22 protein-coding genes are annotated in these 23,514 nt (G+C 60.9%); 12 read left to right on the top strand and 10 right to left on the bottom strand.

Annotation, left to right across the window (positions count from 1 at the left end):
• The first annotated feature begins 86 nt into the window (after positions 1-86).
• From ugpB to PAF17_RS00290, 6 genes are all read left to right on the top strand, one after another.
• A complete protein-coding gene (gene ugpB, locus PAF17_RS00315; protein WP_271887085.1) occupies positions 87-1,406 on the top strand; it encodes a sn-glycerol-3-phosphate ABC transporter substrate-binding protein UgpB in 1,320 nt (439 codons plus the stop codon).
• 66 nt (positions 1,407-1,472) lie between these two features.
• The gene (gene ugpA / locus PAF17_RS00310) at positions 1,473-2,351 is read left to right on the top strand and encodes a sn-glycerol-3-phosphate ABC transporter permease UgpA (RefSeq protein WP_271887084.1); all 879 of its coding nucleotides are present in this window, start codon (positions 1,473-1,475) and stop codon (positions 2,349-2,351) included.
• Positions 2,351-3,199, top strand: coding sequence for a sn-glycerol-3-phosphate ABC transporter permease UgpE (ugpE, locus tag PAF17_RS00305; RefSeq protein ID WP_271887083.1), 849 nt, complete (start codon positions 2,351-2,353; stop codon positions 3,197-3,199). Before ugpA ends, ugpE begins: the two co-directional genes overlap by 1 nt.
• Before the next feature lies 1 nt (position 3,200).
• Positions 3,201-4,208, top strand: a complete 1,008-nt coding sequence (locus tag PAF17_RS00300) for a sn-glycerol-3-phosphate import ATP-binding protein UgpC (RefSeq protein WP_271887082.1) — start codon at positions 3,201-3,203, stop codon at positions 4,206-4,208.
• A 107-nt stretch (positions 4,209-4,315) separates the two neighbouring features.
• Positions 4,316-5,413, top strand: coding sequence for a M4 family metallopeptidase (locus PAF17_RS00295; RefSeq protein ID WP_271887081.1), 1,098 nt, complete (start codon positions 4,316-4,318; stop codon positions 5,411-5,413).
• A gap of 15 nt (positions 5,414-5,428) precedes the next feature.
• Positions 5,429-5,743: a protealysin inhibitor emfourin gene (locus tag PAF17_RS00290; protein ID WP_271887080.1), complete on the top strand. Its 315-nt coding sequence runs from the start codon at positions 5,429-5,431 to the stop codon at positions 5,741-5,743.
• A gap of 7 nt (positions 5,744-5,750) precedes the next feature.
• Here PAF17_RS00290 and PAF17_RS00285 read toward each other — a convergent pair whose 3' ends face one another.
• Positions 5,751-6,797, bottom strand: coding sequence for a DUF475 domain-containing protein (locus PAF17_RS00285; protein ID WP_271887079.1), 1,047 nt, complete (start codon positions 6,795-6,797; stop codon positions 5,751-5,753).
• 232 nt (positions 6,798-7,029) lie between these two features.
• On the opposite strand from PAF17_RS00285, the gene PAF17_RS00280 reads away from it, so the two are divergent.
• Together PAF17_RS00280 and PAF17_RS00275 are read left to right on the top strand one after the other, a co-directional pair.
• On the top strand, positions 7,030-8,262 hold the full coding sequence (locus tag PAF17_RS00280) for an aromatic ring-hydroxylating oxygenase subunit alpha (protein ID WP_271887078.1): 1,233 nt from the start codon (positions 7,030-7,032) through the stop codon (positions 8,260-8,262).
• 6 nt (positions 8,263-8,268) lie between these two features.
• Positions 8,269-9,360: a hybrid-cluster NAD(P)-dependent oxidoreductase gene (locus tag PAF17_RS00275; protein WP_271887077.1), complete on the top strand. Its 1,092-nt coding sequence runs from the start codon at positions 8,269-8,271 to the stop codon at positions 9,358-9,360.
• On the opposite strand, the gene murD is transcribed toward PAF17_RS00275, so the two are convergent.
• From murD to PAF17_RS00230, 9 genes are all read right to left on the bottom strand, one after another.
• Positions 9,357-10,760 carry a UDP-N-acetylmuramoyl-L-alanine--D-glutamate ligase gene (gene murD / locus PAF17_RS00270; RefSeq protein WP_271887076.1) on the bottom strand — a complete coding sequence of 468 codons (1,404 nt, stop codon included), beginning with the start codon at positions 10,758-10,760 and terminating at the stop codon, positions 9,357-9,359. The genes PAF17_RS00275 and murD overlap by 4 nt on opposite strands.
• A 32-nt stretch (positions 10,761-10,792) precedes the next feature.
• Entirely contained in the window at positions 10,793-11,875 is a 1,083-nt protein-coding gene (gene mraY / locus PAF17_RS00265) for a phospho-N-acetylmuramoyl-pentapeptide-transferase (RefSeq protein WP_271887075.1), read from the bottom strand.
• Entirely contained in the window at positions 11,860-13,260 is a 1,401-nt protein-coding gene (locus PAF17_RS00260) for a UDP-N-acetylmuramoyl-tripeptide--D-alanyl-D-alanine ligase (protein ID WP_271887074.1), read from the bottom strand. The genes mraY and PAF17_RS00260 overlap by 16 nt, the downstream gene beginning before the upstream one ends.
• Positions 13,257-14,741: a UDP-N-acetylmuramoyl-L-alanyl-D-glutamate--2,6-diaminopimelate ligase gene (locus PAF17_RS00255; protein WP_271887073.1), complete on the bottom strand. Its 1,485-nt coding sequence runs from the start codon at positions 14,739-14,741 to the stop codon at positions 13,257-13,259. Before PAF17_RS00255 ends, PAF17_RS00260 begins: the two co-directional genes overlap by 4 nt.
• Positions 14,742-14,752: 11 nt before the next feature.
• Positions 14,753-16,585 carry a peptidoglycan D,D-transpeptidase FtsI family protein gene (locus PAF17_RS00250; protein ID WP_271887072.1) on the bottom strand — a complete coding sequence of 611 codons (1,833 nt, stop codon included), beginning with the start codon at positions 16,583-16,585 and terminating at the stop codon, positions 14,753-14,755.
• Positions 16,582-16,932 carry a cell division protein FtsL gene (gene ftsL / locus PAF17_RS00245; RefSeq protein WP_271887071.1) on the bottom strand — a complete coding sequence of 117 codons (351 nt, stop codon included), beginning with the start codon at positions 16,930-16,932 and terminating at the stop codon, positions 16,582-16,584. The genes PAF17_RS00250 and ftsL overlap by 4 nt, the downstream gene beginning before the upstream one ends.
• Positions 16,932-17,900: a 16S rRNA (cytosine(1402)-N(4))-methyltransferase RsmH gene (gene rsmH / locus PAF17_RS00240; protein ID WP_271887070.1), complete on the bottom strand. Its 969-nt coding sequence runs from the start codon at positions 17,898-17,900 to the stop codon at positions 16,932-16,934. Before rsmH ends, ftsL begins: the two co-directional genes overlap by 1 nt.
• Before the next feature lie 3 nt (positions 17,901-17,903).
• Positions 17,904-18,419, bottom strand: coding sequence for a division/cell wall cluster transcriptional repressor MraZ (locus PAF17_RS00235; RefSeq protein WP_271887069.1), 516 nt, complete (start codon positions 18,417-18,419; stop codon positions 17,904-17,906).
• Between the two features lie 609 nt (positions 18,420-19,028).
• Positions 19,029-20,108, bottom strand: coding sequence for an Mrp/NBP35 family ATP-binding protein (locus PAF17_RS00230; RefSeq protein ID WP_271887068.1), 1,080 nt, complete (start codon positions 20,106-20,108; stop codon positions 19,029-19,031).
• 338 nt (positions 20,109-20,446) lie between these two features.
• On the opposite strand from PAF17_RS00230, the gene PAF17_RS00225 reads away from it, so the two are divergent.
• The 4 genes from PAF17_RS00225 to pdhA all read left to right on the top strand — a co-directional run bounded on the left by PAF17_RS00225 (position 20,447) and on the right by pdhA (position 23,509).
• Positions 20,447-20,674, top strand: coding sequence for a DUF1127 domain-containing protein (locus PAF17_RS00225; RefSeq protein ID WP_271887067.1), 228 nt, complete (start codon positions 20,447-20,449; stop codon positions 20,672-20,674).
• A 558-nt stretch (positions 20,675-21,232) separates the two neighbouring features.
• Positions 21,233-22,012, top strand: coding sequence for a 23S rRNA (adenine(2030)-N(6))-methyltransferase RlmJ (locus tag PAF17_RS00220; protein WP_271887306.1), 780 nt, complete (start codon positions 21,233-21,235; stop codon positions 22,010-22,012).
• Between the two features lie 64 nt (positions 22,013-22,076).
• Positions 22,077-22,370 (top strand): FtsB family cell division protein, encoded by a 294-nt coding sequence (locus tag PAF17_RS00215; protein WP_271887066.1) that lies wholly within the window; start codon positions 22,077-22,079, stop codon positions 22,368-22,370.
• 104 nt (positions 22,371-22,474) lie between these two features.
• Positions 22,475-23,509, top strand: coding sequence for a pyruvate dehydrogenase (acetyl-transferring) E1 component subunit alpha (pdhA, locus tag PAF17_RS00210; RefSeq protein ID WP_271887065.1), 1,035 nt, complete (start codon positions 22,475-22,477; stop codon positions 23,507-23,509).
• Positions 23,510-23,514: the final 5 nt, after the last annotated feature.

The following is a 23,514-nucleotide window of genomic DNA, read 5'->3' as shown; positions in this document are numbered from 1 at the left end:
TCACATTTCCTTCATAATAACGTTGCGTGTTCGTCATCAAACGCCACTAGGCCGACGACGAACCGCAACTCCACTGGGAGGAAAACATGTCTCGTACCTTTACCGTATCGGCCTTTGCGCTGATCGCGTCCATGTCGGCTGCGAATGCGCAGACCGATATTCAATGGTGGCACGCCATGGGCGGCGAACTGGGCGCCAAGCTGGAAGAAATCGTCCAGGGCTTCAATGACAGCCAGGATGAATACAACGTCATCCCGTCCTACAAGGGCACCTATCCTGAAACCATGACCGCGGCGATCGCGGCATTCCGCGCCAAGGAACAGCCCGCCATCGTGCAGGTCTTCGAGGTCGGCACCGGCACCATGATGGCCGCCGAGGGCGCCATTGTTCCGGTCTATCAGCTGATGCAGGACAACGACGTCCAGTTCGACCAGAACGCCTTTCTGCCCGCCGTCGTGGGCTATTACACCGACACCGATGGCAACATGCTGTCGATGCCGTTCAACAGCTCGACCCCGATCCTGTATTACAACAAGGACGTGTTCGAAAAGGCCGGTCTCGATCCCGAGCAACCCCCGAAGACCTGGGGCGAGATGGAACAGTTTTCCAAACAGATCATGGAAAGCGGCGCGGCCAGCTGCGGGTTCACCACCGGTTGGGTCAGCTGGATCCAGACCGAGAATTTCAGCGCCTGGCATAACCAGCCGATCGGCACCGAGCAGAACGGATTTGGCGGCCTTGAGGCGCGCCTGACCGTGAACGGCCCGGCGCAGGTCAAGCACTGGGGCAACATGAAGAAATGGGCCGATGAAGGCGTCTTCAAATATGGCGGCCCGGTTGGCGGCGACAACGCCCCGCCGATGTTCTATTCGCAGGAATGCGCGATGATCATGAACAGCTCGGCCAGCCGCGCCGGGGTCATCGCCAATGCGACCGATTTTGAGCTGGGCTACGGCATGCTGCCCTATTACGACGATGTCGAGGGCGCCCCTCAGAACAGCATCATCGGCGGCGCGACCCTGTGGGTTCTGTCTGGTCGCCCCGACGAAGAATATGCCGGTGCAGCCAAGTTCTTCGAATATCTGTCCAGCCCCGAGGTTCAGGCCGACTGGCACCAGTTCTCGGGCTACCTGCCGATCACGCAGGCGGCCTATGATCTGGGCAAGGAACAGAACTATTATTCCGAAAACCCGGGTTCCGAGGTCGGGTTGCAACAGATCACGCTGAACGAGCCGACCGAGAACTCGAAAGGTCTGCGGTTCGGAAACTACGTCCAGATCCGTGGCGTCATCGACGAAGAGTTCGAGCAATTGCTGAACGGTTCGAAGGATGCACAAGGCGCATTGGACAGCGTTGTCGAGCGCGGCAACAAGCTGATCGAGGAATTCCAGGCCCAGAACCAGTAAGCCTGCTACAATCCCGGGGGGCGCGCATCTTCGCGCCCCCTGTTCCATTTTCTGACCGGATCCCCGATGAAGCGCACAATCTTCAACAATCAGCTGCTGCCCTGGCTTTTGCTGGCACCACAGCTGGCCATCACCTTCATCTTCTTTCTCTGGCCCGCCGGTCAGGCAATCAAGCAGAGCTTCCTTCGCGAAGACGCGTTCGGCATCAATTCCAGCTTTGTCGGGCTGGCAAATTTTCGCGCCCTTCTGGACAGCCCGGAATACATGAATTCGCTTCAGGTCACGGCCGTTTTCGCCGTTCTGGTCACAGCACTGTCGATGGGCCTGTCGCTATTGCTGGCCGTTGCTGTCGACCGCATGATCCGGTCGACGCGGCTATATACAACCTTGCTGGTCTGGCCTTATGCGGTGGCCCCGGCGGTGGCAGGTATCCTGTGGTGGTTCATCTTCAACCCGACCATCGGCGTGATGCCCTATGTGCTGAACGTGATCGGCTATGACTGGAACCATATCAGTTCCAAGACCGACGCGATGATCCTTGTGGTGGTCGCCAGCGCGTGGAAGCAGATCAGCTACAATTTCCTGTTCTTTGTCGCGGGCCTTCAAGCCGTTCCCGCCAGCCTTCGCGAGGCTGCGGCGATCGACGGCGCGGGTCCGGTGCGGCGCTTCTTTGACATCACCTTTCCGCTACTGTCGCCCACGACCTTCTTCCTGCTGGTCGTGAATATCGTCTATGCGATGTTCGACACTTTCGGGGTGATCGATGCCACGACCGAAGGCGGTCCGGCGCAGGCAACCAATATCATGGTCTACAAGGTCTATTTCGACGGCTTCGTCGGCCAGAACATCGGCAGCTCGGCTGCGCAATCGGTTGTTCTGATGCTGCTGGTCGTCACGCTGACGGTCATCCAGTTCCGCTGGGTCGAAAAGAAGGTCGAATACTGATGATCGAAAACCGCCCCGGTCTGAACCTGCTGGCCCATCTGGTCCTTGTGCTTGGCGTGGTCGTTGTTGCGCTGCCGGTCTGGGTGGCCTTTGTCGCCTCGACCCACAGTGCCACCGATTTCATGTCGGGCACGGTCCCAATGTGGCCCGGCCCCCATCTGGTCGAAAACTACAGCAAGATGCTGGATAGCGGTGTCTCGACCAGCGGCACCCCGCCTGTTGCGCGGATGATGCTGAACAGTCTGATCATGGCCCTTGCCATTGCGGTCGGCAAGATCGCCATCTCGATCCTGTCGGCCTTTGCGATCGTCTATTTTCGCTTTCCTTTCCGTGGCCTGGCTTTCTGGTGCATCTTCATCACGCTGATGTTGCCGGTCGAGGTGCGGATCGTGCCGACCTTTCAGGTCGTTGCCGGGTTGGGCCTGCTGAACAGCTATGCCGGTCTGTCGATCCCGCTGATCGCCAGTGCGACGGCGACCTTCCTGTTTCGGCAGGTATTCCTGACCATGCCGGACGAACTGGTCGAGGCCGCGCGCATCGACGGCGCCGGTCCCATGAAGTTCTTCCGCGACATCCTGCTGCCATTGTCGCGCACCAATATGGCGGCACTGTTCGTCATTCTGTTCATCTATGGCTGGAACCAGTATCTCTGGCCGCTGCTCGTCACCACTGACGCGCAATATTACACCATCGTGGCGGGCATCAAACGCATGGCCGATGCGGTAGATGGTTTGCCCCAATGGCATCTGGTCATGGCGACGGCCGTGCTGGCGATGTTGCCGCCTGTTGCGGTTGTCATCGGCATGCAAAAGCTGTTCGTCAAAGGTCTTGTCGAGACGGAGAAATAACGTGGCCTCAATTACACTCAACAATCTCGGCAAGGTCTATCCGGGCGGGACGCGCGCGGTCGGAGATGTGAATATCGATATCGCCGATGGCGAATTCATCGTTCTGGTTGGCCCGTCGGGTTGTGGCAAATCGACATTGCTGCGCATGGTTGCCGGACTGGAAAACATCACCGATGGCGAAGTGCGTATCGGCGAACGCGTCGTCAATCAGGTCGAACCGGCCGACCGCGACATTGCCATGGTTTTCCAGAACTATGCGCTTTATCCGCATATGTCGGTGCGCCAGAATCTGGCCTATGGGCTGAAGAACCGGCGCACCCCGAAGGCCGAAATCGACCGGCGCGTGAACGAAGCCGCCGAGATTCTGCAAATCGGCCAATTCCTTGACCGCAAGCCCCGCGCCCTGTCCGGTGGACAACGCCAGCGTGTGGCGATGGGCCGCGCCATCGTGCGCGAGCCGGCCGCGTTCCTTTTTGACGAACCGCTGTCCAACCTTGATGCCAAGCTGCGCGTCGCGATGCGGCTGGAAATCAAGGAGCTGCAAAAACGGCTGCGCACCACGTCGCTTTATGTGACGCATGACCAGCTTGAGGCGATGACACTGGCCGACCGCCTGGTTGTCCTGAACGGCGGCAAGGTCGAACAGATCGGCACCCCGCTAGAGGTGTATCGCCGCCCTGCCTCGGCATTCGTGGCGGGCTTTATCGGCAGCCCGGCGATGAACCTGATCGATGCACGCGCGGTTCCGCACCTGCCCGGCACGGCCCATGCGGGGACCATCGGAATCCGCCCCGAAGACCTGACCGTCACCCCCGATGGCCCCATCCTGATGGATGTGCTGGCCGTCGAGGAATTGGGGGCGCAGCGCCTTGTGCACGGCCAGACCGGTGGTGAAAAGCTGACCATTACCCTGCCCTCAGATTCAGAACTGGCCGACACGCTGCGGCTGGGGTTTGATCGTGCCAGCCTGCATCTGTTCCACCGGGAAACCGGCGTCCGCATCGATTGATGCCTGCCCTTGCCCGCCTGCGTCGATGCGACGCGGGCGGGCACAGCTGATGCGATGCGAGCTGAGCCGTGCTAGTCTTGACCGACCATCACGACCGGAGTCGCCCCATGTGCTTTTCGTTGTCTTGTGCATCACATCACCCCATCACCTGCATCATTCCGCCGCATATGTTGCGGGTTCTGGCACTACGCGGCGATGAAAGCACCGCCCGCATGGCACGCAGCCTGTTGAAGCAAACGGAAAAACTGCGGGACGAACGGAACGAACACGCCACGACGGGGCCAGGCCCCCACGGGGATTTCGCGGGTCTGGAAGCACAGGCGCGAAGCGATGACGGGTCATTGTGCTGCCCCGACCGCCGCATCCATGACGGCGAGTTCAAGGCGGCACTTCCCGGCAGGCTGCTGCGCCAGGAAGGTGACCCCTCTGCCGGGGACCGCGATGTCGACCTGGCCTATGACGGTGCCGGTGACGTGTTTTCGCTGTTCGCAGAAGAATACGGCCGAAATTCCCTGGATGGGGCCGGAATGCCGTTGATCGCGACGGTGCGTCACCGCCGCAACTATAACAACGCCTTCTGGGATGGCAGCCAGATGGCCTATGGAACCGGCGACGGTCAGGTTTTCCGGACTTTCCTTGAGCTATCCGTTATCGGACACGAGATGGCGCATGGCGTCATTCAGCATTCTGGCGGTCTCATCTATGAGAACCAATCCGGTGCGCTGAATGAAAGCATCGCAGATGTCTTTGGCAGCCTGGCCCTGCAGAGACGCCTTGGCCAACAGGTCCACGAGGCAGACTGGCTGGTCGGGCGCGGCATTCTGGGGCCGGGGATTAACGGCACCGCCCTGCGCAGCATGAAGGCCCCCGGAACCGCTTATGCAGATGACATGTTGGGACAGGATCCCCAGCCCTGGCACATGGACCAATTCCTGACGACCAGCGATGACAATGGTGGTGTGCATATCAATTCCGGGATCCCCAATCACGCCTTCTACCTGTTCTGCAACTATGTCGGCGGACGTTCCTGGGAACTGCCGGGGCGCGTCTGGTATCGCGCGCTGCAAAGGCTGAACAATCCGATGGCGACCTTCGCCGACTGGGCAGACCAGACCATGTCCGCCGCAACCGATCTGGCCGGTCCCGGCAGCTTTGAAACCGTTTTGCTGCGCCGGGCATGGAAACTTGTGGGAATTGGCATCTGAGGCTAGGATTCGCTGATGGATGCCATTGCGGGCGGATGCATCGCCATGATCATTGAAATCGCGGCACAGGGTGGCATTGGCGGCTTTGCTGCCCCGAACCTGAACAAACGTATCGATGTCGATCAGCAATCGACCCAGCTACGCCGGGAACTGTGCAAGGTCTTTGGCCCCGAACAGCTGGCGCGCCTGGCCCGCACCCCCTGCAACGCATGCGCCGATCGCTTGATCTATCGGATCACCATCATTCAGGGCAGCGCCGCACCACGAAATTTCACGCTGCGCGAAGATCAACTGCCGGCGCAGATGCTGGATCTTCTGGATCAGTTCTGAAACCGCCCTAACAGTTGCGACGGTTCCATAGCACCGAACTGATGAAGGCGGTTGCGATAAAGCCCGCGCCCAGCAGCCCGGTCACAACCTCGGGCAGATGCCACATCGTCTGGCCAAACATGATGATCGAAAGTGTCAGAATGGACCAGAAGGCGCCATGTTCAAGATAGCGAAACTCGGCCAGGGTCCCCTTTTCGACCAGCATGACGGTCATCGACCGCACATACATAGCGCCGATTCCAAGTCCGATGGCAATCAGAAACAGGTTCTGCGTCAGGGCGAACGCACCGATCACGCCGTCAAAGCTGAACGACGCATCCAGCACCTCCAGGTACAAGAACGCGCCAAGGCCGGCGCGCGCGGTGCCATTGCAGGCTGCCGCCTGTGCACTGCCCCATTTGTCCAGAACATGGCCAAGCGCATCCACCGCAAGAAAGGTCACTATGCCCCACATCGCGCTGAACATGAACATGCGTTCATCGCGCACCGGCAACAGCCAGACGAATATCAGAATGAAGACCAGCACGAAACCGACCTCCATCCCGCGCACCGAACCGCAGGCCCGCAGCGCCCGTTCAAGCCGCCCGATCCAGTGGACTTCCTTGGATTGATCAAAGAAGAAGCTCAGCGCCACCAGCATCAGGAAAGAACCACCGAAAGCCGCGATGGGCAGATGGGCATCGCGGATCAGTTCGGCGTATTGCGCAGGATGCGCGGCGGCCAGTTCGATGGCCTGCAGCGGTCCGATTCGCGCCGCGATCACCACGATCAACAGTGGAAAAACGATCCGCATCCCGAACACCGCGATCAGGATCCCCCAGGTCAGAAAACGTCGCTGCCATTGCGGGGTCATTTCTTGCAATTTGTTGGCGTTGACGATGGCATTATCGAAGGACAACGAAATTTCGAGCACGGCCAGAACAACCGCGATCAACAGGAATGACAGCGCCCCGCCAGAGCTTTGGGAAAACTCCCAGCCCAGGAAACCCGCAAGCGCAATACCCAATCCGGTCACGATCAGAGGCCAACGAAGATACGAAAGCGTCGAGCGCATGCAATTCCCTTTCCAAGTTGCACCGACAGATATGCCCCCCCGCCACGGACAGCAAGGGACCGCCCGGGCGAATACCGGTGTGGCCCGCGGGACGCAGCCGCGCAGTTTCCCGCCGTCGCATCGCGACATGTCTGATTTGGCAATTGTGATGTCGCAAAACGGCCGTCCCGAACGCACATGAGGATTAGTGTGGCGGTGAACCCGACCCAGCGCCATTCACAGCAGGTGCGTAATGAACCAGGCAACGCCAACAGCCCAACTTATTGCCGCACGGCAACCCGGATTTTCCCTGCCCCGCGAATTGTATTGCGGCGAACAGGCCCTGCGCGACGATCTGCAACAGATCTGGTACCGCGAATGGGTCTTTGCGGTGCCGGCCTGCGAACTGGCAAAATCCGGCAGCTTCACGACCCTGCAACTGGGTGAATATCCGGTGATCATCGTGCGCGGCAGCGATGGCAGGCTGCGGGCATTTCACAACATTTGCCGGCATCGCGGCCAGCGGCTTTGCCCCAAGACCAACGGCAACAGCCCGAAACTTGTCTGCCCCTATCACCAATGGACCTACGACCTTGATGGCAAACTGCTTTACGCCCGCGATATGGGCGAGGGCTTTGACGCCAGCAAATACGGCCTGAAACCGGTTCACTGCGTCGATATTGGCGGGATGGTGTTCATCTGCGTCGCGCCCGTCCCCCCTGCCCTGCCGGAACTGGCCGGGAACCTGACACGCTATGTCATGCCAAGCGCATTGGCCGACGCCAAGGTCGCCTACAGTTCGACGATCATCGAAAAGGGAAACTGGAAGCTGGTTCTGGAAAACAATCGGGAATGCTATCATTGCGGTGGGTCGCACCCCTCGCTCTGTCGCACATATTCCGATGACCCCCTGATGACGGTGATGGAAGGACCCAACGCCGCCAGCCCGGAAATCCTGACACATTGGGAGCGTTGCGATGCGGCGAATCTGCCGTCCCGTTTCGTGAATGCGCCGGACATGCAATGGCGGCTGGCACGGGTGCCGTTGATGGACAATGCCGAAAGCTTCACGATGTCGGGCAAGGCGGCGGTCACGCGGCGGATGGGCAGCATTCCGTGGAACGATGCCGGCGCGCTGATGTTCTATCATCTGCCCTCAAGCTGGAACCATTTCCTGCCCGACCATGCCATCGTTTTCCGCATCCTGCCGATCAGCCCGACCGAGACCGAGGTGACGACCAAATGGCTGGTGCATAAGGACGCCGTCGAGGGCGAGGATTACGACCTTCAGAAACTGACCGAGGTCTGGCTGGCCACCAATGACGAAGATCGCCGCGTGGTCGAGGAAAATCAGGCCGGCATTCTCAGCCCCGCATATGAACCCGGTCCCTATTCCCCCAGCCAGGAAGCCGGCGTGATCCATTTGGTCGATTGGTATTGCGCCACCATGTCCCAACGCCTTGGACTGCAAACAGCAGCAGAGTAATACGTAATGACAAAACCTCGCACGAACTGGTCCGTCGAACCCTGGAACGATTCCGAGATGCTGGAATGCACCCAGATCGTGCCTGAAACCGATGACACTTGGAGCTTTACGTTCCGGTCGCCGTCCGGGGCATGGTTTGACTATGAGCCCGGCCAGTTCATCACGCTGGACCTGCCCGTCGACCCGTCAAAGGGTGCCGCAGGCAACGTCCAGCGCACCTATACGCTGTCTTCTTCGCCGTCACGACCATTGTCGATCACCGTCACGGCCAAGGCACAGGCCACGTCGATTGCAACGCGCTGGATGATGGACCACCTGAAGCCGGGCATGAAGATCCGCGCATTCGGTCCATCGGGCATCTTCTCGTCCCATCGCCATCCGTCCCGGAAATACCTGTTCATCTCTGCCGGCTCGGGCGTCACGCCCATGATGTCCATGGCCACCTGGGCATGGGATAGCGGTCAGGATCACGACATCGTTTTCGTGCACGCAGCCCGCCGCCCTTCGGACATCATCTTCCGGCAGCGGCTGGAACAGTTTGCGCATCGCGCGCCGGGGCTGCAGCTGCGCTTCACGGTCGAGGAAACCGAACCATTCAAGACCTGGCATGGCTATCAGGGTCGGCTCAGCCAGATCATGCTGGGACTGATGGCGTCGGACTATCTTGAACGAGAGGTGTTTTGCTGCGGTCCGGAACCCTTCATGCAGGCGGTGCGCGACATGCTGATCGCGCTGGGGTTCGATATGGACCACTACCATCAGGAAAGCTTTGGCGCGCCGGTCGAAACCGAAGCCGAGGCCCCCGAGATCGACGATGTCATCCCCGACGAGGAAAGCCGCGCCCAGATCGCCTTCACGGCCAGCGGCGTCACGACCAGCTGCACCGAAACCGACACGGTGCTTGCAGTAGCAAAACGCGCGGGCCTGAACATTCCGTCAGGTTGCACCTTCGGGCTTTGCGGCACCTGCAAGGTCAGAAAGATCTCGGGCGAGGTGCATATGGTCCATAACGGCGGCATCTCGGATGAAGACATCGAAGATGGATGGATTCTGGCCTGTTGTTCCAACCCGATGGGCAAGATTGCTGTCGAGGTCTAGGCGTCCCGCAAAGCCCGCACCAGACGCGTAAAATCTTCGCCGCGCTTTTCAAAGTTCGGGTATTGGTCAAAGCTGGCAGCCGCGGGTGCCAGCAGAACCGTTTCGCCCGGCTGGGCCTCGGCGGCGGCATGTCGGACGGCCTGCTCCATCGTCTCGGATATTTCATGGGGCGTCTGGGCGATCTCCAATGCGAAATCGCGCGCCGAATGTCCGATCAGATAGGCTTTCGTGACATTGCCCAAATAGGGCAACAGCGCCGCGATACCACCATCCTTGCCCAAGCCACCACCGATCCAGCGAATCCCCGAAAATGCCTGCAACGCCTTGGCCGCGGCATCGACATTCGTGGCCTTGGAATCGTTGACAAATTTGACGCCGCCAATTTCGGCGACCAGTTGGCTGCGATGGGGAAGCCCCGCAAAGCTATGGAACGCGGCTTCTATCTGGCGCGGTGCCAGCCCGACCGCGCGACAGGCCGCATAGGCCGCACAGGCGTTCTGATGATTATGCGCGCCGGGCAAACCCGGGACGTTGCGCAGATCAATCGAGGCTGCCTGACGACCCTTGCGATATTCCGACAGAAAGCCCTTGCGGGCAAAGACCGACCAGGCGGCTCGATCCAGCTTTTGCCCCGAAGACACACGGATCACCCGGTCATCGGATGGTCCCATGGACAATTGATTGGCCAGATACCGACCCTCGCTTTCATCCACGCCAACGATGGCGCGATCAGGACCACCTTCGGCAAACAAGCGCCGCTTGGCTGCAAAATACCCGCCGGGGCCACCATGACGATCGAGGTGATCCGGTGACAGATTGGTGAACACCGCCACATCCGGGGTCAGGGCCCGCGCCAGATCGGTCTGATAGCTTGACAGCTCCAGCACCACGACCTCTCCGTCGACGGCCGGTTCCAGCGACAGAACGCCGGTGCCGATATTGCCACCCATCTGGGTCGGCCTGCCGCATTCACGCAGAATATGGTGGATCAGCGCAGTTGTCGTGGATTTCCCGTTCGACCCCGTCACGGCGATCACGCGCGGAGATCGGTCGAAATAGGACCAGTCCGTCGTTGCATAGCTGCGGAAAAACAGGCCGATATCATTGTCGACCGGCACACCCAGTGCATAGGCCATCGCGATGACCGGATGTGGCTGCGGATAAAGATGCGCTATCCCCGGCGAAGCGATCAGCGCGGTGACCCCTTGCCAGGATTGCTCGCGCGTCAGATCGAGAATCTGGATTCCCTCGGCCGCGGCAGCCTCTCGGGTGTCATTGCCATCGTCCCAGGCGACGACATTCGCCCCCCCGGCGGTCAGCGCCGCCACGGTTGCCTTGCCCGAACGGCCCAGGCCAAGAACGGCAATGGTCTGGTTTTCGACGCCCTCGACCGGAATCATGACGGCTTCTCCATGGATACGCGAGGATAAACCTAGCGCAGTTTCAACGTGGCCAGCCCTATCAGGGCCAGAATCAAGGCAATGATCCAGAAGCGGATGACAATCTGCGGTTCCGCCCAACCCTTCTTTTCGAAATGATGGTGGATGGGCGCCATCAGGAACACGCGTTTGCCCGTGCGTTTGAAATACAGCACCTGAATGATGACGCTAAGCGCCTCGACAACGAACAACCCGCCCACGATCGCCAGGACGATCTCGTGCTTGGTGACCACCGCGATTGCCCCCAGCGCCCCGCCCAGGGCCAGTGATCCGGTATCCCCCATGAAGACGGCAGCGGGGGGCGCATTATACCACAAAAAGCCCAACCCGCCGCCGATCAGCGCCGCCACGAATATCAGGATCTCGCCCGATCCCGGCACATGATGCACCCCGAGATATTCGGTGAAATCGACGCGCCCGACCGTGTAGGCAATCACACCCAGCGTTCCGGCGGCGATCATCACCGGCATCACAGCCAAGCCGTCCAGACCATCGGTCAGGTTGACCGCATTGGCCGCGCCGACGATCACGATCATCGCGAAAGGGATGAAGAACACGCCCAGATTGATCAGCGCATTCTTGAAGACCGGCAATGCCAGCTGCCCGCTCAGGTCGCTGGGATGCAGCCACATGGCCCAGCCCGAGGCCAGAAAGGCCAGCGCAAGGCCCAGTCCCATGCGAACCCGGCCGGGCACACCCTTGGTATTGTTCTTGCTGACCTTGGCGTAATCGTCGGCAAAACCGATCGCCGCATAACCCGCAGTCACGGTCAGCACGATCCAGACATAGCCGTTGTCCAATCGCGCCCACAGCAGGGTCGAAACGAACAATGCTGACAGAATCAGCAGCCCGCCCATCGTCGGCGTTCCCGCCTTGACGAAATGGCTTTCGGGTCCGTCATCGCGGATCGGCTGCCCCTTCTTCTGGGATTTGCGCAGGTAATTGATCAGCGGCCGGCCAAAGATGAACCCGAATATAAGTGCCGTGAAAAATGCGGCGCCGGCCCGGAAAGTGATATATCGAAACAAATTGAAGAGGTCGCCCCCTTCCGAAAAGCTGCTCAGCCAATAGAGCATTCATCATCCCCTCGTTTGAGGTCCGCCGTCTGCCCAGATTTACGCAGCGCGTCAACCACGGTGGAAATCCGCGAGGATTTCGACCCTTTTACCAATACGATATCGCCATCCTGAACCAGCGAGCCCGCCTGCGCGGCAAGCTCGGCAGAATTTTCGGCCCATACCCCGCGTTTTTCCGCAGGCAATGCATCGAAAAGATGCTGCATGCGTGGACCGGCCAAATGAATCAGGTCAACCGCGGCAATCGCCGGATCCCCGGCAATGGCGCGGTGCATCTCGATTTCATCTTCACCCAGTTCAAGCATATCGCCCAGAATAGCAACGCGGCGCTGCCCTTCCAGCCCGGCAAGCGTGGCAAGCCCCGCGGCCAGCGAGGCGGGATTGGCGTTGAACGCGTCATCAATCAGGCGAATCGTGCCCAGATCCTCGACGGCGCCGCGCCCTTTCGGCGGCTGCCAGGCGGCAAGCGCGGCCCCGGCCCGACGGATATCGGCCCCTGCGGCAGCCAGTGCAGCCAGAACCCCGACCGCATTCATCGCGAAATGCGCCCCGGTTGTCGCAAGTGTAAAGTCAAGCATTTCGCCGGACACGCGGGCACGACATTTCAGCCAGTCGTCGACTGGCCGCGCCATGATCAGCCGAGCCATGCCGTCCCGGCCAAAGCCGACGACAATCGCCCCCGCCGCATCGGCACAATCGCGCAGCAGGCCCGTGACCGGCAAATCTTCGGGCAGGATGGCGGTGCCAATCGGTTCAAGACCCTGAAATATGGCACCCTTTTCGCGGGCGATACCTTCTATCGCGCCAAAAGCCTCAAGATGGGCCGCGGCAACGGTGGTGATCATCGCGACATGAGGGCGGGCCAACCGGGCCAGCGGTTCGATTTCACCGGGATGATTCATCCCGATCTCGACAATGGCGAAATCCGTATCGGCGGGCATCCGCGCCAGTGTCAGGGGAACACCCCAGTGATTGTTGTAGCTGGCCTCGGCGGCATGAATACGCCCCTGCCCGTTCAATGCGACGCGCGCCATGTCCTTGGTCGATGTCTTGCCGACAGAACCGGTAATCGCGATCACGCGGCCCGCCATGCGTTTGCGCCCGGCCCGGCCCAGATCTGCCAGCGCATGAAGGACATCGGGCACGACCAGAAGCGGCGCATCAGCCGGCACATCATCTGGCACATGACTGACCAGTGCCGCGGCCGCGCCTTTTTGCAGGGCCTGGGCGACGAAATCATGCCCATCCCGCTGATCTTTCAATGCAACGAACAGATCGCCGGGTTGGAGGCTGCGCGTGTCGATCGACACGCCTGTGGCGGTCCAGTCCCCCTGCGCGGTCCCATGTGTTGCGGCGGCGGCTTCGGCGGCGCTCCACAAGCTCATATCTTGCCATCCAGCGCCGCGACGGCCACCGAGGCCTGTTCGGCATCGTCAAACGGATAGAGATCCTGACCCACGAGCTGGCCGGTTTCATGGCCCTTGCCCGCAATCAGCAACGCATCGCCCGGTTGCAAGGCATCGACGCCACGCAGGATCGCCTCGGCGCGATCACCGATCTCGGTTGCTTCAGGTCCGGCCCCCTCCATGACCGCGGCACGAATGCCGGCCGGGTCTTCGGTGCGGGGATTGTCATCGGTGATGATGACCACATCCGCAAATTCACGCGCGGCCTGCCCCATCAGCGGACGCTTGCCCCGATCACGATCGCCCCCGGCGCCCAGAACGATCACGATCCGCCCCATCACATGGGGCCGCAAGGATTGCAAAGCCGCAACCACCGCGCCGGGCTTGTGCGCGTAATCGACAAAGACCGCCGCACCATTTTCGCGTTGTGCGACCAGTTGCATGCGACCGCGAACCGTCTGCAATTGCGGCAGGACCGACAGGACATGTTCGGCGCTTTCTCCGCAGGCCAGCGCCAGCCCGGCGGCGGCCAGCACGTTTTCGGCCTGGAACCCGCCGATCAACGGCAGCCGGACAAGTTGTGTCTGGCCCATGATCGAAAAGCGCAAATCCTGACCGGTGGCGTCGAAACGCTGGCCAAGAATTCGCAGCATCGCATCCGGGCCATACCCGACCGTCGTGACCGCCAGACCGCGATCCCGTGCGATTTCGGCCATCTGGCGGCCCCGCTCGCCATCGATATTGATGACCGCGGCTTCGCCATCTTCCAGAATATGATTGAACAACAGCGCCTTGGCGGCAAAATATTCGTCAAACCCGGCGTGGTAATCCAGATGGTCCTGACTGAAATTGGTAAATGCCCCGGCCTCGACGCGAACACCGTCCAGCCGTCGCTGATCCAGACCGTGGCTTGACGCCTCCATCGCGGCATGGGTCACGCCTGCCTCGGCGGCCTCGGACAGAACACGATGCAACGTCACCGGCTCGGGTGTCGTATGCGCAAGTTTCGCCTGGTGATCACCCTCGACCCCCATCGTCCCAAGGCTGATCGCCTTATGTCCAAGCGCTTGCCAGATCTGGCGCGTAAAGCTGGCAACCGAGGTTTTACCCGATGTGCCCGTCACCGCCACGACATGTTCGGGCTGGGCCTCGAACCACAAGGCAGCCGCCCCCGCCAGGGCGGCGCGGGGGTCTTCGACCACGACCAACGCCCCCTGCCAATCCCCCAGCAGATCAGCCGCCATCGCGGCACCTTCGCGATCGGTCAGGATGGCCCCGGCGTCCATTCGCAACGCATAGCTGATAAATTCGGCTCCGTGGATGCTGGAACCGGGCAATGCTGCGAACAAATGTCCGGGCTTGACGGTTCTGCTATCGATCGACAGCCCGGTTATGACGGGGTCGCGTCCGTCCCTTGCGCGCAGCCCAAGCTGCGACAGCGATTTCGTGGCCTGCTTCACCCTGTCACCCGTTATTTGTTCGAGACGAGCTTTATCGCATCGCCGGGCGCGGGTTCAACACGCGGCTGAAAGCGCGCTGCAATCTTCGGCAGTTTTTCGTCGGTTCTGGCCTCAAGCCCCAACAGCGGCGCCAGACGGCGCACCAGTTCGGCAGCGACGGGCACGGCCGTTGCGCCCGCCGTCCGGCTTTCCCGACCGCGCGCATTCACGACCGAAGGCTCATCCAACGTCACGATCAGGACGTATTTAGGATCGCTGGCAGGAAACAGCGAGGCAAAGGTCGCGACAACCTTATCCTTGTAATAGCCACCCGCCGGGCGGGGCTTGTCAGCGGTCCCGGTCTTGCCGGCAATCTCATAGCCTTCGACCTCGGCCTGCCGCGCCGTGCCGCGGGTGACAACCTGGCGCAGCATCCCGATGGACAGTTCAGCGGCGCGCGGGGACAGGATCTGTTCGCCTTCGGCGCGCTTGCGCCCGTGAATCAACGTCGGGGTGACGGTCTTGCCCTTGTTCCCGATCGTTGCATATGCCGCCGCCAGATGCAGCGGGCTGGCCGCCAAACCGTGCCCGAAGGACACGGTCGCCGAGGTAACCGCAGGCCATCGCGACGGGACAAGTGGTTTGCCGGTCGGCGCCTCGACCATCTCAATCGTCGTCGGCTTGAACAGGCCCAGCTTTTCCAGAAAATCTTTCTGACGTTCGACGCCCAGCATCTGCGCGATGCGGACCGTCCCGACATTCGAGGATTTCACGATCACATCGGTCGCGCTGAGTTGCTTGCCGTAATTGTGGAAGTCATGGATCAGATACTTGCCGATCTTCATCGGGCTGGCCGAATTGATACCGGTATTCGGGTTGATCAGCTTCAGGTCCATGGCCTGCGCGACCGGAAAGATCTTGAAGGTCGACCCCAGTTCGTATTGCCCCTGCACCGCGCGATTGAACAACGGGCTGTCCGAGGGATCCCCCTTCAGCAACGGGCGCGGACGATTATTGGGGTCGAAATCGGGCAGGCTGGCCATCGCGACCACTTCTCCGGTTTCGATTTCCAGCAGGATTCCTGCCGCGCCCTTGGCATTCATCAGCTTCATGCCGGAATCCAGCACCTCCTCCATCGCGGATTGCGCGGTCAGGTCGATGGACAATGCCAACGGAGCTCCGTCATTCGACGGGTCACGAAGCCAGTTGTCGAACGCCTTTTCCACGCCGGCAATGCCCAGCACCTCGGCGCTGCTGACACCTTCCTGGCCAAAACCGGAACCGCCCAGGATATGGCTGGCGATACGGCCATTGGGATAGATGCGCATCTCACGCGGGCCGAACAGCAGACCCGGCTCGCCTATGTCATGCACGGCCTGCATCTGCTCGGGGCTGACCTTGCGCTTGATCCACATGAATTTCCGACTGCCGGTAAAGTCGCGGATCAGGCGATCTTGATCGAGATCGGGAAAGATCGCTGCCAGACCGCGCGCGGCACCAACCGGATCAACCATCTGGTGTGGGTGGGCGTAAACGGAATGCGTCAGCAGATTGGTCGCCAGAACCCGCCCGCGACGATCGGTGATATCCGCGCGTTGCGAGATGATCTGCGCAGACAATACCTGCGCGCGTGGCTCACTTGGTTCGCTGGAAGCCAGCGCGCCCATCCGGACACCAACGGTCACGAAAGCCATGACGAAACAGGCCGACATCAACACCAGCCGCCCTTCGGCACGACGGCGTGCCTTGTCCTGAATGGCTTCGTGGCGCAAGCGGCGGTTTTCGGCCTCGATTTCATCCGGGTTTTCACCACGGTCACGGGCACGCAGAATACGGGCCAACGGGCGCAAAGGTGTGCGGATCATGGCTTCTGCTCCTCAGGATTGGCGTCATCGCCCGTGTTGTCGGTCGGTGTTGCTGCTGGCGGCCTGGGGTAATCGATATGCTCAAGCCCCATGAACTGGTCGGAATCCACAGGCACCAGCTGCAAGCGTTCGAAATTCAGATCGACCAGCTCGGCCAGGCGTTCGGGACGATTCAGATAGGCCCATTCGGCACGCAGCACGCCCAGATCCTCGCGCAGGCGTGCAATTTCACGCTGAACCTGCGACATGGAACTGATAGCCGCCTGCGTTCGATAGTTTTCGCGATAGGCCCAGAACGCCAGCCCCATGACCAACAAGGTAACGGCCAGATAGGTCAGCGACCGCATCACGCCCCCCTTTTGCCGGGCAACCGGGGCATCGCCAACGCGGATTCATCGGCGCTTCCTGCGGGTGCATCGGTCCGCACCGCCACCCGCAACAGCGCCGAACGCGCCCTTGGGTTCTGGTCGGTTTCCTCGGGGTCAGGGCCAATGGGACGGCGAAACGGCATCTTGAACGCCGCAGGCGCCATCTGTTGCACAGGGGCATAGCGGCTGCCCCCCCCGCCCGAATTCGATCGCGCCTGCATAAAGCGTTTGACGATCCGGTCTTCCAGCGAATGGAACGTCACCACGGCCAACTGGCCACCGGGCTTCAAGGCGCGCTCGGCAGCGGAAAGGCCATCGACAAGCTGGCGGAATTCATCATTCACCCAGATGCGGATCGCCTGAAAACTGCGGGTGGCAGGATGGCTTTGCCCGGGCTTGGGGCGCGGCAGGCAGCCAGAGACCACTTCGGCAAGCTGGGCGGTCGTGGACAGGGGCCGCGCCGCAACAATGGCGCGGGCAATCCTGCGCGACGCGCGCTCTTCTCCGTAATGATACAGCACATCGGCAATCAACGCCTCATCCGCCGTGTTCAACAACTCGGCGGCGGACGGCCCGTCCTGTTCCATCCGCATGTCCAGCGGGCCGTCACGCAGAAAGGAAAACCCGCGCTCGGCCTGATCAAGCTGCATCGAGCTGACGCCCAAATCCAGCACCACCCCGTCAAGCGGCTCACCCGCCAGCTGGTCCAACTGGGAAAACGTGCCCTCGACAAGACGCAACCTGTCGCCGTATTCGCCCGCCCATCGCTGCGCCATATCAAAAACCGACGGATCGCGATCGACTCCGATCACCTTGTCGGCCCCTTCGGCCAGCAAGCCGCGCGTGTAGCCGCCCGCACCAAAGGTGCCGTCCAGCCATGTCCCCGACAGCGGCGCAACGGCGCGAAGCAGCGGGTTCAGCAATACCGGGATATGCGGATCACCCATCGCCTATTCCTCGTCTTCATCTTCGCTGAGGAACACACGCGGATCAAAGCCCGGCCCCTTGGATTCGGCATATTCTTCCAGCTCTTCGACATCCTTGGGCCGCGAATCCGGCAGGTAGACCTTTACGTAGTCGCCATGCGATTCGAATGTCGTCTCGACACCATTGTCGAAGGCCAGCTTCTCGCGCAGTTTCAGCGGCAATACCAACCGCCCCTCCCGGTCGATTTCCAGATCGACCGACTGCGCATTCATCAATTGCTCCAACCAGCGGCGTTTGCGGCTGCCGCGTGTCAGCTTGTCGATCTGATCGTCGATTTCCTCGATGGCGTCGATGCTGTAAAGCTCGATCCAGTTCCACCATTCGGGTCCGTAAACCGCGACAAGCTGCGTGCGTCCGGTGTTGGATGTGGCAAATGCGGGATCACAGGCATCAAAGACCTTGCGCAAGCGGGCGGGGACCGTCATCCGGCCCTTTCCATCGACCTTTACGGTCTCTGTGCCTCTGAACTTTCGCGCCACGCCAGCCCGCCCTCACTGTCCTGTCTCTTTCGCCCGCCCAAAAGAGAAAGGCGGATCGGGCCGCTGCCACTGCCCAATCCGCCGCCCTCGTTCCCAAAAATGGGCCCCATTCGGGGTTCGCCCACCCTGTCACGCGCCACCTGGGGGAGGTGCTGCTCGCACGCGCGGGCGGGTCTGTTTGGAAAACGGGTGCCTGCATGAAACCTGCTTCGCCTAGCGGGGTCTTGATGCCCCTTCACTGCCCGTCTTCGTGATTAAGTTGTGACATGGGAATTCATGGGAAGCAACGGATTTTTTCGGGATCAGCCGGGCAAACAGGGTGTGAAGGCATCACACATCACCAAGCATTGTTGGGAATGTTGACGAATTTACCCTATGGATAGACGCACGTCAGGCCAGCTACGCTATATATAGACATATCGAAGATCCGGGCGAACTGTGCCCCGTTTTCCCAGCCGCGGATTTTTTTTCGCGACCGCGGCCAATCGGCATCAACCAATCACGGAAACCCTGCCCCTGATCACACCGAATCACGGCAAGGAGAGGCAGCAGTGCCCCGCATTCCCATCCGTGCCGGAAATTCCCAGCTGCGCCCAGCCACCGCTCGCTTCAGGCCATGCCACCTTGCACAAGCCGGTCCGCCAACCGGGCATAAGCGGTCGACACCTCACCATCTCCCAGCGCAACGGGCCGACCCGAATCGCCGGCAAGGCGCACCTCGAGTTGCAGGGGGATTTCCCCAAGGAACGGAAGATCCAGCTGGCGCGCATCCTCGGCCACGCCGCCATGCCCGAAAAGATGCGCCTCATGGCCACATTTGGGGCAGACATAGCTGGACATGTTCTCGACCAGGCCCAGAACCGGGGTCTTCAGCTTGTTGAACATGTCAATCGCCCGACGCGCATCCAGCAACGCCACATCCTGCGGAGTTGAAACGATAATCGCACCCGTAACAGCCGCCTTCTGACACAAGGACAGCTGCACATCGCCGGTGCCCGGAGGCAAATCGATCAGCAAAACGTCCAGCTCGCCCCAATTCACCTGCTGCAACAATTGCTGCAAGGCCCCCATCAACATCGGACCGCGCCAGACGACGGCTTCGCCCTCTTTCAGCATCAGTCCGATCGACATGACCGTGACACCATGCGCGCGCAGCGGCTCGATCCGTTGCCCGTCGGGACTGGCGGGACGCCCCGACACCCCCATCATGCGCGGCTGCGAGGGGCCGTATATATCTGCATCCAGCAATCCGACGCGCCGCCCGGCCCGCGCCAAGGCCACCGCCAGGTTAGAGGTCACGGTCGACTTGCCCACGCCGCCCTTTCCTGAACCAATGGCGATAATGTTGCGCACACCGGGAACCTGCTGCGGGCCGGACTGACCTGTCGGGTGTCGGCCGATCTTCAGCGATGGCGCCGCCTGCTGGGCCTGCGCGGGCTTTCCCGCAGGCGCGGTCGTTACGATCTGGACATCGCTCACCCCGTCCAGCGCCAATAAGCGGCGCTTTGCCTCGGCCTCGACCGGGGCCATCGCGCGCGCAGCATCGGCATCGCCCACCTCCAGCACGAAACGGATAATTCCGGATTCGACCGAAAAGGCCCGCAGAATATCCGCCTCGGACAACGTCCTGCCGTCCGAAAGCGCAATATCTGCGATTTCCCTAAGGGCAACTTCCTTGCTGACAGACATGTCATAATTCCTTCATGGTCGTTCAGGGCGCATCTTGCACATCCCAGGCACCGGCATCCACCCCCTGCGACAAGCTGTCAACCGCCTGCCGTAAGATGCAATGATTCAACGGATTTCCGCTGTGCAGCGTGATCGCTAACACGTGATTTCAGTTGATCTTAAAGAACAATCCCGATGCCTCAAAGCAAACCCCGGCCATCCGAGCCATGCGATTGCTGCATGGCAGCATTCGGAAAGAAGCCATTGTGCAAACGCAGCATTAGCGCCATCTTAAACACAACGAAGCGCCGGGCTATCCGGGCCGGGCGCCGAACCGAAGATGTGAAAGGAATAAAGCAATGACCGTACTCGCCCAAGCTCAGAACGCAACGGCTGTTTCCGGCCTTCGCGGACGTTTGATGGCTGCGGTTCAGCGCTATCAGGAAAATCGCGCTCGCAACGCCGTCTATCGTCAGACCGTTCGCGAACTGAATGCGCTGACCACCCGCGATCTGAACGATCTGGGAATCAGCCGCTCGATGATCACCCGCCTGGCTCGTGAAGCCGCCTGGGGCTCGTCGAAGTAAGGAATTCGAATTCCCGCCCTTCCTCCTCCCTGGGCCGGGATTGGCGACACTCTCCCCTCCTCCTCCCTGGAGAGTGTCGCCCCTAGTTAGCACAAGACCCGATCCTCCTCCCCGGGTCTGTGCCAAGCGGTGGCTCCACTCCTCCTCCCAGGAGTTACCGCAAATATAGCCGCCTTATTCGCGGCATTTCGTTACGACGGCTCTCCTCCTCCCTCCGAGCCGATCGTTTGCGGCACGCCCTCCTCCTCCCTGGGCAGGCCGCACCCCATAGCCGCCCCAATCTGCGGCAACCCGATGCGGCGACCCCTCTCCTCCTCCCTGGGTTCGCGGCATGCGGCGTCGGCCTCTCCTCCTCCCTGGCCAGCGTCGCACCCTATACGCGGCCCTCTCCTCCTCCCTGGGCCAGCGTTGCGCGGCGGCACCCCTCCTCCTCCTCCCTGGGTGCCGCCGCAATCCCCCTTCCCTGATACAAAGAATGCGCGCGGATATTCGCAGCACGTTCGGCGGAACGCCGCTTCGGCCCTTTCCCCCTGCGGGGTTCACGGATAAGGCAAGATGATGCTTAGCTATCAACACGCCTATCACGCCGGGAACCTCGCTGATCTGCACAAGCACGCCCTGCTTGCCAGTGCATTGGCCTATATGACACGCAAGGATAAGCCCCTCAGCTATCTGGAAACGCATGCGGGGCGCGGGCTTTACCACCTCGATTCGGCGCAATCCATCAAGACAGGCGAGGCCGCGGCCGGAATCCAGCGCGCCGCCAAGAATGGCTGGCTGCCGCTGGATCACCCGCTGATGACCGCGCTGGATGCGGTCAGAAAACTGCATGGCGAAAACACTTATGCCGGATCGCCGTTGATTGCGGCTCAGTTCCTTCGCCCGGACGATCGCGCCCATTTGGCCGAGCTGCACCCCACCGAGTTCGCCGAATTGCAGCAATTGTCATGGTTCGCCTCACTGCATCACCAAGATGGATTTGAGATGGCACAGGCTGTGTGCCCCCCCACTCCGCGGCGCGGCATGCTGTTGATCGACCCCAGCTACGAGGTCAAATCCGAATATGGCGCGATTCCCCGCAGCATCGGGCTGATCGCGCGCAAATGGAATGTCGGCGTGATTGCGCTGTGGTATCCGATCCTGACCGACAACCGGCACCGCCCCATGCTGGCCGCGCTTGAGCAGGCCCATCCCAATGCCTTGCGATCCGAGGTCGGATTCCCGCCTGCACGCAGGGGGCATTCCATGATCGGTTCCGGCATGTGGGTGTTGAACCCGCCCTATGGGCTGGCCGAAGAAGCGCAACGTCTGCAAACCGTCTTTTCCCGGAACTGCTAAGGGCGGGATTCCCCTGCGGGACCGGATATGGCATGATTGCGGAAAACAACGAATGGTTTCGGGCATGACACAGCGCCTTTCGATCAGCGCCACTGTTTTCTTTGTGCTGACGCTTTGCCTTGGCCTGTATTTCGCCTTTGCTGCGGTTCAGGGCCCCTCGGGCATCCTGCGCCGCATCCAGATCGAGGCGGAAACAGCAGAGCTGGCCAAAGAACGCGACAGGCTGAAAGATCAGGTCGAGCAGATGGAAAACCTGACCCACCGCCTGTCGGATGAGTATCTTGACCTGGATCTTCTGGATGAAAGGGCGCGCGAGGTTCTGGGCCTTTTGCGGCCAGATGAAATCATCCTGCGCTGAACGCAAAGCGCGGTTGCAAACGCACGGCATTGCACCCCCCGATGCGATGGGATACGGATAGTTTAACGCTGAACTACTCCGTAGCATCCAGGAGGAATGCCCGCATGGCCAGGAAACCCGCAGGCGGCACGGCAGCGCCGTCCAACACGTCAAAGGACGAACTGCTAAAATATTATCGCGACATGCTGTTGATCCGGCGCTTTGAAGAAAAAGCCGGTCAGCTTTACGGCATGGGGCTGATTGGTGGATTCTGCCACCTGTATATCGGCCAGGAAGCCGTTGTCGTCGGGCTGGAAGCAGCCGCGAAAGAAGGCGACAAGCGCATCACATCCTATCGTGACCACGGCCATATGCTGGCCTGCGGCATGGACCCGCGCGGCGTCATGGCCGAACTGACCGGCCGCGAAGGCGGCTATTCCAAGGGCAAGGGCGGCAGCATGCACATGTTCAGCCGCGAAAAGCACTTCTATGGCGGCCACGGCATCGTCGCCGCACAGGTTCCGCTGGGGGCCGGACTGGCATTTGCCGACAAGTATCTGGGCAATGACAATGTGACCTTCACCTATTTCGGTGATGGCGCGGCCAACCAGGGCCAAGTTTATGAATCCTACAACATGGCAGAGCTTTGGGATCTGCCGGTCGTCTTCGTGATCGAGAACAACCAGTATGCCATGGGCACATCGGTCAAACGCTCGACCAAATCGACCAGCTTGTTCGGTCGCGGCGAAGCCTTTGGCATCCCCGGTGAACAGGTCGACGGCATGGACGTTCTGGCCGTCAAGGCTGCGGGTGAAAAAGCCGTTGCGCATTGCCGTGCGGGCAAGGGCCCCTACATTCTCGAGGTGATGACTTATCGCTATCGCGGGCATTCCATGTCCGACCCCGCGAAATACCGGACCCGCGAAGAGGTTCAGAAGATGCGCGACGAACGCGATTCCATCGAAAACGTCCGCGACCTTCTGCTGCAGGGCAAACATGCCACCGAAGACGAGCTGAAAGCCGTCGACAAGGAAATCAAGGACATCGTCAACGATTCGGCCGAGTTCGCCAAGGAAAGCCCCGAACCGGCGCTCGAAGAATTGTGGACCGACATCTACGCCAGCGATCTGCCTCAGGGCAGCGCCGAAGAAAACGCCTGAGGGAG

Origin of the sequence: Paracoccus onchidii, assembly GCF_028294535.1 — a bacterium.
Taxonomy (GTDB): domain Bacteria; phylum Pseudomonadota; class Alphaproteobacteria; order Rhodobacterales; family Rhodobacteraceae; genus Paracoccus; species Paracoccus onchidii.
Note: the sequence above shows the minus strand (reverse complement) of the source record. Positions and strands in the feature narration are given on the sequence as shown.